The 7,833-nt window shown below is 37.1% G+C and carries 4 protein-coding genes and 1 pseudogene; 3 read left to right on the top strand and 2 right to left on the bottom strand.

All coding sequences use genetic code 11. The features are described 5' to 3' along the window. Positions 1 to 3,857, top strand: a 3,857-nt coding sequence (locus tag G3O08_RS20060) for an RHS repeat-associated core domain-containing protein (protein ID WP_204336966.1), incomplete at its 5' end; no start/stop codon positions are given. 868 nt (positions 3,858 to 4,725) lie between these two features. Here the strand turns inward: G3O08_RS20060 and G3O08_RS21945 are convergent. Together G3O08_RS21945 and G3O08_RS20050 are read right to left on the bottom strand one after the other, a co-directional pair. Continuing rightward, positions 4,726 to 4,902, bottom strand: a pseudogene (locus G3O08_RS21945) (transposase); the annotation flags it as partial. A gap of 48 nt (positions 4,903 to 4,950) precedes the next feature. Beyond that, complete coding sequence (locus tag G3O08_RS20050; RefSeq protein ID WP_163287232.1) at positions 4,951 to 5,586, bottom strand: IS110 family transposase; 636 nt, start codon at positions 5,584 to 5,586, stop codon at positions 4,951 to 4,953. 569 nt (positions 5,587 to 6,155) lie between these two features. On the opposite strand from G3O08_RS20050, the gene G3O08_RS20045 reads away from it, so the two are divergent. Beyond that, positions 6,156 to 6,653: a transposase gene (locus tag G3O08_RS20045; RefSeq protein ID WP_239541379.1), complete on the top strand. Its 498-nt coding sequence runs from the start codon at positions 6,156 to 6,158 to the stop codon at positions 6,651 to 6,653. Between the two features lie 528 nt (positions 6,654 to 7,181). Next, positions 7,182 to 7,640: a hypothetical protein gene (locus G3O08_RS20040; RefSeq protein ID WP_163287231.1), complete on the top strand. Its 459-nt coding sequence runs from the start codon at positions 7,182 to 7,184 to the stop codon at positions 7,638 to 7,640. The last annotated feature ends 193 nt before the right edge of the window (positions 7,641 to 7,833 follow it).

The raw sequence follows: 7,833 nt of genomic DNA, 5'->3' as shown, positions 1-7,833 counted from the left end.
GAGCTTACACCGGCAATGTAGGAAGTGGTGGAACTTTAATTGAAAAGAAATTAACCAGTTATACAGTCTATGATGATTTTGGTCGGGTGGTATTTGACATTCCTGCCAAAGCAATGGAAGAACTTGACATCCTTGGTATTCGTGTTGTTAAAGTTTCTGATACTCCGCACCCCACATTACAAATAGTAAAAGATTTAGTTTCAACTTACTCGTACGATGAAAAAGGTCGGCTGTGGCAAAAAGAAATGCCCGGAACCGGGAAACAAAATTTCGTGTACGATCATTATGATCGGGTTATAATGAGTCGGGATAATAAGCAAATTAATGAGGGCAAATGGAATTTTGTGAAATATGATACTAGAGGCAGGGTCGTAATCAAAGGTGCGACAACTATGGCAGGACACCATTCTACACATAGTGTAGAAAGTGCTGAACATTTTGAAGATAATGGTGAAATAATTAAAGGGGAAATATTCACAGGCGGAACAGGTTCACTTATGGGCTATTCTAACTTAACTTATCCCGTATTAACAACTTCACAAACAGACTCGCTTACCAATGTATATTATTTTGATAACTATGATTTTGATTATCCTCCATATATGGATTATATTTCTTTTAATGGTATTACAGCTCCATTAGAAGTTACGCGTGGTTTGCCCACAGGGTCTCAAACCCGTATTCTCAGAGCTGACAATAGACTTGGCGGCTGGCTTACCACAGTTACTTATTACGATGACAAAAAACGACCTATTCAGGCATTTACTCAAAACCACCTCGGTGGTTGGGATCGAATAGACACTTATTACAATGGTTTTGGACAAGTGGAAAAAACGGTGCAACATCACCGGTATAAAGCGACAGATGCTGATCGCATCTTTACCACAAGTTTTGCCTATTGGAGCGTAACCGGTAAACTACAAAGTGTAAAGTGTAAACTTGATGACGATGATGAAATGATTGTAAGTTTCAGACAGTATGATGTGAAGGGACAATTAAAAAAATTAAAGTTGCATAAAGCGCCAGGAATAAGCAACTATCTTCAAACTATGGATTACAGGTATAATGATCAGGGGAATCTTACCCATATCAATAACACCGCCCTTATAGTCGATGCCTTTAACAGTGATGACGACGATGTTTTTGGTCAGGAGCTTACCTATTTTGATGAAAGTGATGAATATATCAGAACAGGACCATGGAACCAAGGCGACCCTTATCCTCACCAGGTTTTACCTCAATACGGTGGAAACATATCGAGCATGATGTGGAATGCTAAAACTCCTGACGAAGATGGAACAATGTTGCCGCGCCATGCCTACGTATATAAGTATGATGACTTAAATAATTTGACTGATGCCTTGTACGGATCAGATTTACCTTCCGATCCCGGAAATTTTAATGTAAATTTGAATTATTACAATGAAAATATAAATTACGATGTTGGTGGCAATATTATGCGCTTAAAACGCAACAGAGATATGACAGCCGGCAGTCAGCCGGCTCCTACTTTTATGGATAATTTAACCTACACCTACAAGCACAATGGATATTTGCCACAGGCTATAAATGATAATGGTGAGAAAGATTTTGCACCACAGCGGAAGCATTTCGTTGACAAATCATCAGCATCAACCCAATATTTTTATGATGTTAGCGGAAGATTGATTAAAGATCAAAATCGAAAAATAACGTTAGCCTACAATCTTTTAGGTCTGCCAAGACATGTAAGATCCGGGCCATACAGCATTCATTACATGTATGATGCCGCCGGAAATAAATTGCAGAAATATAGATTGGACGATCACGAATGCCCCTATGGCAGTCCGTGCGATCCAAAAGATTCTTACGGCATAGATTACATCGGCAACTTTGTTTATGAGCGTGACAAATTAAAAATGATTTATCATCCGGAAGGAGTCATAAGACCTATTTTTCCAACTGAAGACAATCCAAGAGAATATGCCTACGATTATTTTATAAAAGATTACCTTGGCAATGTGCGTGTGGTACTAACAGAAGAAGATGCCACATATACTGATAAGTTTTTAACCACATTAGAGGAGGTTTATAGAACAATAGAAGAAGCTGATTTTGATAATGTTGGAGGGCGAGCAGAAGATTTACCCACCGGCTATCCCGTAAATGGCTCCGTAGAACTAAACGAAAAAATAGCCTTACTATCGGCAGCCAATGGCACAGAAATAGGGCCGAGTATTGTTTTGCCTGTTCGCCGCGGAGACAAAGTATCATTAGAAACGGAGTACTTCTATAGTGAAGACGATCAGGCAGAAACCTATGATAATTTTGGACTTCTTGTCAATGAAGTATTACTGTCTTTAGCAGCAAGTGGAGCGGGTGTTTTAAAGCTAACTGAAGGACAACTTATAGATATAGCCACGGGAAGCGGCGAATACGGGGCGGCGCTTTCTGATTTTATGTCGTCTAATTTTGATACTACCGATGTAACTAAACCACACGCATACCTTATTTGGACATTGTATGACAATAACATGAAGCTTATTCCCGAAGGTTCAGGTGCACTGCGGGTTACTGATCCGAATGAGTTGAAAAGACTGCTTGAAGAGGCGATCCCTATTGTAGAAGATGGATATTTACACGCTTATGTAGCAAATCACAGCTCAAAACCTTCTGTGTTTGACAATTTCATGCTGACTTATATACGTGGGAAAACCCGACAGATTAACCACTATTATCCGTATGGTTTATCAATTGATGGATTGGATCACTCTGATGAGTACTTGAATAAGTATACCAGTAAAGAGCTCCAGACGGGTGAGTTTGACCCGGCGCTTTCATCGGGGTTGGAGATGTTTGATTTTGGGTCGCGGTTTTATGATCCGCAGGTGGGGAGATGGTTTACGCCGGACCCTGCAGAGCAGTTCGCTAATCCGTACTTGGCGATTGGGAATAACCCGGTGAATGGCTATGATCCGGATGGAAAGTTTTTTTTGGGACCTGTTACTTTGCCTCTGTTCCAAATCGTCGGAGCAGCTTCTATAAGTGCGTCTACTTTCGTAACGTTATCATTATTTGCCACAAGCACATCTATAGGTTTGGCAGCATCAACAGGATTAGTATCTACAGGAAGTGCTTCGGCGTTGCCTGGACCGCCTGATACATGGGTTTATGACAAAGCGAGAAATGAATACAAATGGATGAATGATATGGGTGGGAATGAAACTGATTTTATAATGGAAGGAACTAAATTAAACGATGGTACTTGGACATTTGATGGGGGGATTGATGTAAGAGGGGCACATACGCAATTAGCGGTAAAAATGCCTTCACCGGAATTTGCAAATACTGCTAATCAAATGTTAAACGCCTCATTCGCGTCAAGCATGCTTCCATTGGCTGACAAGGCTTTTAAGAGTATGAGTACTATGGCTAATTTATATGCAAATCAGATTTCTAAAGATATAGTTCGGTACGAATTTCCCAGTTTTAAAGGCGGTAATAACAATTTCTGGTATGGAAAACCCAATGGAGTTTATACTGGAAATCCTGTGAATACTGTGCCTTCTTCACTTGGCAAAGTGAATCTTTTAAATAATACAGCAAATCATCTATTAGCTTCATCAAATAGTTTGACTGCAGGTGGCTATGGATTGGGCGTTTATAATACATATAATATTAATTCACTACATAGTAGTGGTCATATTAATGAGTATCAGATGATGTTGGAACAGAGTTCTAATTTTTACACAACTTTTGGCGGTATCTATGGTGCCGCATGGGGTATTGGATGGGAAACTGGTAGAGCACTTACCAACATTCCAGGATACCATGATAATGTTAGAGTTCCTCTTCAACGTTTATTCAATCTTAGATAATTACTGAATTATGTTTAAGGTCTTTTATTATTACTATTATCTTTTTTACTCAAAGATTCTAATTCAGTCCGACCCTCATTTCGTAACTATTTTAGCATTAAGTTTTATGGAGTCATTATGGATAAACGGGATGTTAGATACGATTAGCGTTTTTTTATATTGTCATAAAATAGGAAAATATTTGATGATAGGAATTTCAATTTTTATGCTTATAATAAATTTTTTTTACTATCAGTCTGAAAAAGTTAAAAATAGAATATTGACCGAAAAGCCAATATTCTTTCATAATCATAGAATAACTGTTTTTATAGTTGTTGGAATATCATTGATTGGAGTATCTTGGATGTTCTGGGGATCAATGTTTTCAAAAAGTTTTCTTCAAAAGTGTTGATTTACTATTTTGATTTACCGCAGAAGGTCCTTTAATGGCAGCAGCCATTGCAATTTCTCAATTGGGTTTTAGATAGTTACTAAATTATGTTAAAGGGGTTTTATTACTCAAGCTACTTTAAAGGTAGGAGTTCTGTATATTAATTTGACTTTCTTGCGCATTTTTCACAACGTTATAGTCTATCAATTTGCATATGCCCTCAAAACTTGTAGATGTTGATGTCGCTGGGCTAATTTGCAATACTTTGGTATTTTTTTAGTGGCTGGAAAAGGAGTAAAGACCACTTTGAACAATAGTTTTAAATGCAAATAAGTAAATTTGAGATATGCGAAACGGTTTTTCAAAATTGGAACCCGCTCCGTATTCTAAGGTTAAACCAAATGAAGTTATCAACAAAAATTGACTTTGTGCTGATAGCTTTCAACAAAGGGTGTGCCTCTCCTTATTACTGCAAATGCACGGTGAAGTAGCTTGTTTCTAACTATGTTTAATGTACTCATCTCGCTTTTTCCTTCTTTTAAGCTCTGCATCGTATTGTATAGCAGTTGATGCAGAATTATTTAATAATGCTTTAATTTTTTTATTGGCGTAATGGCTCACTCTGGTAAGGCTTGTTCCCGACTGCTTTTTAAATGGAGCGACACCGCAATAGCAAGCTAATTCTCCTCCATAAAAGGAATTGGAATGGTTGTAGCGGCTAACTTAATCGTAGTAACCCAATGCTTTAAGGCTTTTGAAAACAACCTCTGCATCGCCGTTAATAAGGTCGATTATTTCATTCTCTACTATAGCTATAGCTTTAGTTAATTCTGCTACTAGTTTCTCCTGGATTGTAAATAAAGGAGGATTTTCTCCCTTCTTATATACTCTTTTTAATTCTCCAAGTTGAGTATAGTATCCGGCTCTTTGTACCACCATTTTTTCGCGCAGTGCGATCAACTGTTTCATCTTTTGCAACAGTTTTGAAGGTAGTCTGGTTTCTTTTATGCTCTCTCTTCTTAGGTGTGCATATTGTGCAATGCGCATGGCATCCACACGATCATCCTTTCCCCTCACCATACCTAATGAGCGCTTAATTTCTATAGATGGAACCATGCAATATGAACGTTTCTTTTTCTCTAAAAAAGTCGCTAATTTCATTCCGTAAAGTCCCGTATGTTCAAAGCAAATCAACAGCTCTGCAGATTTAACTTTCCCTTCAATTCTCGCCCATGTTAACATCGCTTTAAAGCCTTCTTCATTGTTTTCAAATTGCTGGTAAGCTTTGCGAGAATGCAAGTAAGCATCCAGTGTAACTTTTGATAAGTCGATACCTAGTGTTTCTTTAAAGTTTTTCATAATTTTGAGATATATTAATGTTGCCGCTCGCTAACACCTTTAAAAGACCTTGAGTCTACTATTCTAAATGGCGCTGACAACGGTTTAAAAGAATGGGGACTAATACGGAGCATAGGGCTCGAAACCTAGCTGCATTTAAAGTTCACCCCATTCTTTTTTTATTCACAATTTTACAAAGTTTTCAGTCTCCCCCGGACCCCCTCTTTTCAACAACATTATCAACATACATTGTTAATTAAAAAGTGTAATACAAATCTAAAGGCTGCATTCCCCTTATCGCGGAAAAGCGATTGACTTCTGTAGGTAACGTCGCTGGGCTCCGCTACATTTGCAATGCTGCGGTCAAAATATAATTCCTTCATTTACTGCTCTTTAAAACACCGTTACTTATAATTTATTCCCTGCGGTCATGAGATCGTTGCACTAAGTTGCAATGCTGCGGAATTTAAATGCATTATATCATTTCATCAGAAAGAAGTCAGCAATAATCTTTTGGTTTTATTAACTCAGAACCTGTGACACAAGGGTATAAATCTAATATTAAAGAAAACAAGGCCTATTATCTAACTATGACAGTCGTAGGATGGATCAATATTTTTTCGCGTGAAGTATATCGAGAGATATTGGTTAGTTCTTTGAGACATTGTATTCGTGAAAAAGGACTTAATTTATATGCGTACGTAATAATGACGAATCACCTTCATTTAATTGTAAATTCAGATGAGCCTTTTGAGCTTAGCTCAATAATCCGTGACTTTAAAAAATTTACTTCAAAAGCGATCATAAATCAAATAATTGCAGGGCCAGAGAGCAGAAGAGAATGGATGCTTAAATTATTTTCGGGATTCGCATTAGACAGTTCTCGGCACAAAGAATACATGTTTTGGCTACCAGGCAATCACGCAATTGAATTGTACAACTCGAAGTTTACCTGGACTAAGATAAATTATATACATGATAATCCAATCAGGGTAAGAAGACAAGAAGATTGGATTTATTCATCAATTCTAATTATATGGATTTGGAATCTAAGATTCCTGAAATTGTGCGAGTATCACCTTTATTGAATTTTAATAGTTAAGTTTAATAATGATATTGGAGATGACAATTAAAGACGAGATTCCGCAGCATTGCAAATGCAGTGGAGCGGGAAATTTGGATTGTTGAAGTTTGCAATAATCAGGAAAGAAGATTAATGATCAAAGGCTACATAATTTGGTTTATCACATTTGTAATTTCATTTTTTGGATCAATTTTGAATTCTGGATTAGCGGTATATGACTTTTATCCTGATTTTTTAGGTGGTATTTTTCAGACTATATTTATTCTGATACTTTTAGCAGGAGTGGTTTATGGAGTATTAAAAACATTACAATGTGCATTGAGAAAATGGAAGGTCATTCATGCTTTTCTAATGTCGTCATTCGCAATTCTTAGTGCAAAAATGATATTATCTGTGTATATTCCTCTGGTCATTGAAATGTATGAAGGAAGTCTCAATTGTGCATTATGTCTTTAGATGTTGGTGCAGAAAGTTTCGGGCAGGTATTAATTGCACTATTAGATATAGACAAGAACGAAAAGGATAATAAGCTATGAAGACCTTTATTTATTCATTACTACTTTTTGGGGTGGTATTATTCTTAGCAAATTCTTGCAAGGAAGATGACAACGGTTGTCCTGCATCATTCTTTAAGAAACATGATGATAGAGTCGTAGTTAAAAACAATCATCCGTTTGAAATTGTGCACCAGTTCAGTTTTCGTTATCCGGACACACTTATCGATAACCTTTCGGATCCAATCACAGTTGGTTCAGAAAGTAATAAAACATTGGTTTCGGGAGAATCAGATCGTCTTATATTTAACGCTTGCTGGGAAAATATTTTTTCTCGAGAAATCAATTCTGATACGCTTCTCATTTTTTCATACAGTTTGGATTCGCTAAATTTAAAAGGATGGGAACACATTGAATCACAATATGTAGTGCTGGATCGGAAAGCATATAGTTTACAAGATCTGAAAAATAATAATTGGCTGATTGAACTACCCTAATTATCCTTCACGACCAGAGGGAGTAAATATATCGGAGCGATGCAGGCCCCAACCACTCACGACTATATAGTGTCCGCCAGAAAACTACCCTTGTGAGTAATTTCATAGAATTTCCAAAAATTTCTCAGCTCAATGTCCGATTAATTATGCTTGATTTATCACCAATCTAGATTTTTTTGATGAAATAGCTTGA

The sequence above is a fragment of the Cryomorpha ignava genome, from assembly GCF_010686655.1.
Classification (GTDB): Bacteria; Bacteroidota; Bacteroidia; order Flavobacteriales_D; family Cryomorphaceae; genus Cryomorpha; species Cryomorpha ignava.
This window is presented reverse-complemented; position numbering and strand designations above follow the sequence as displayed.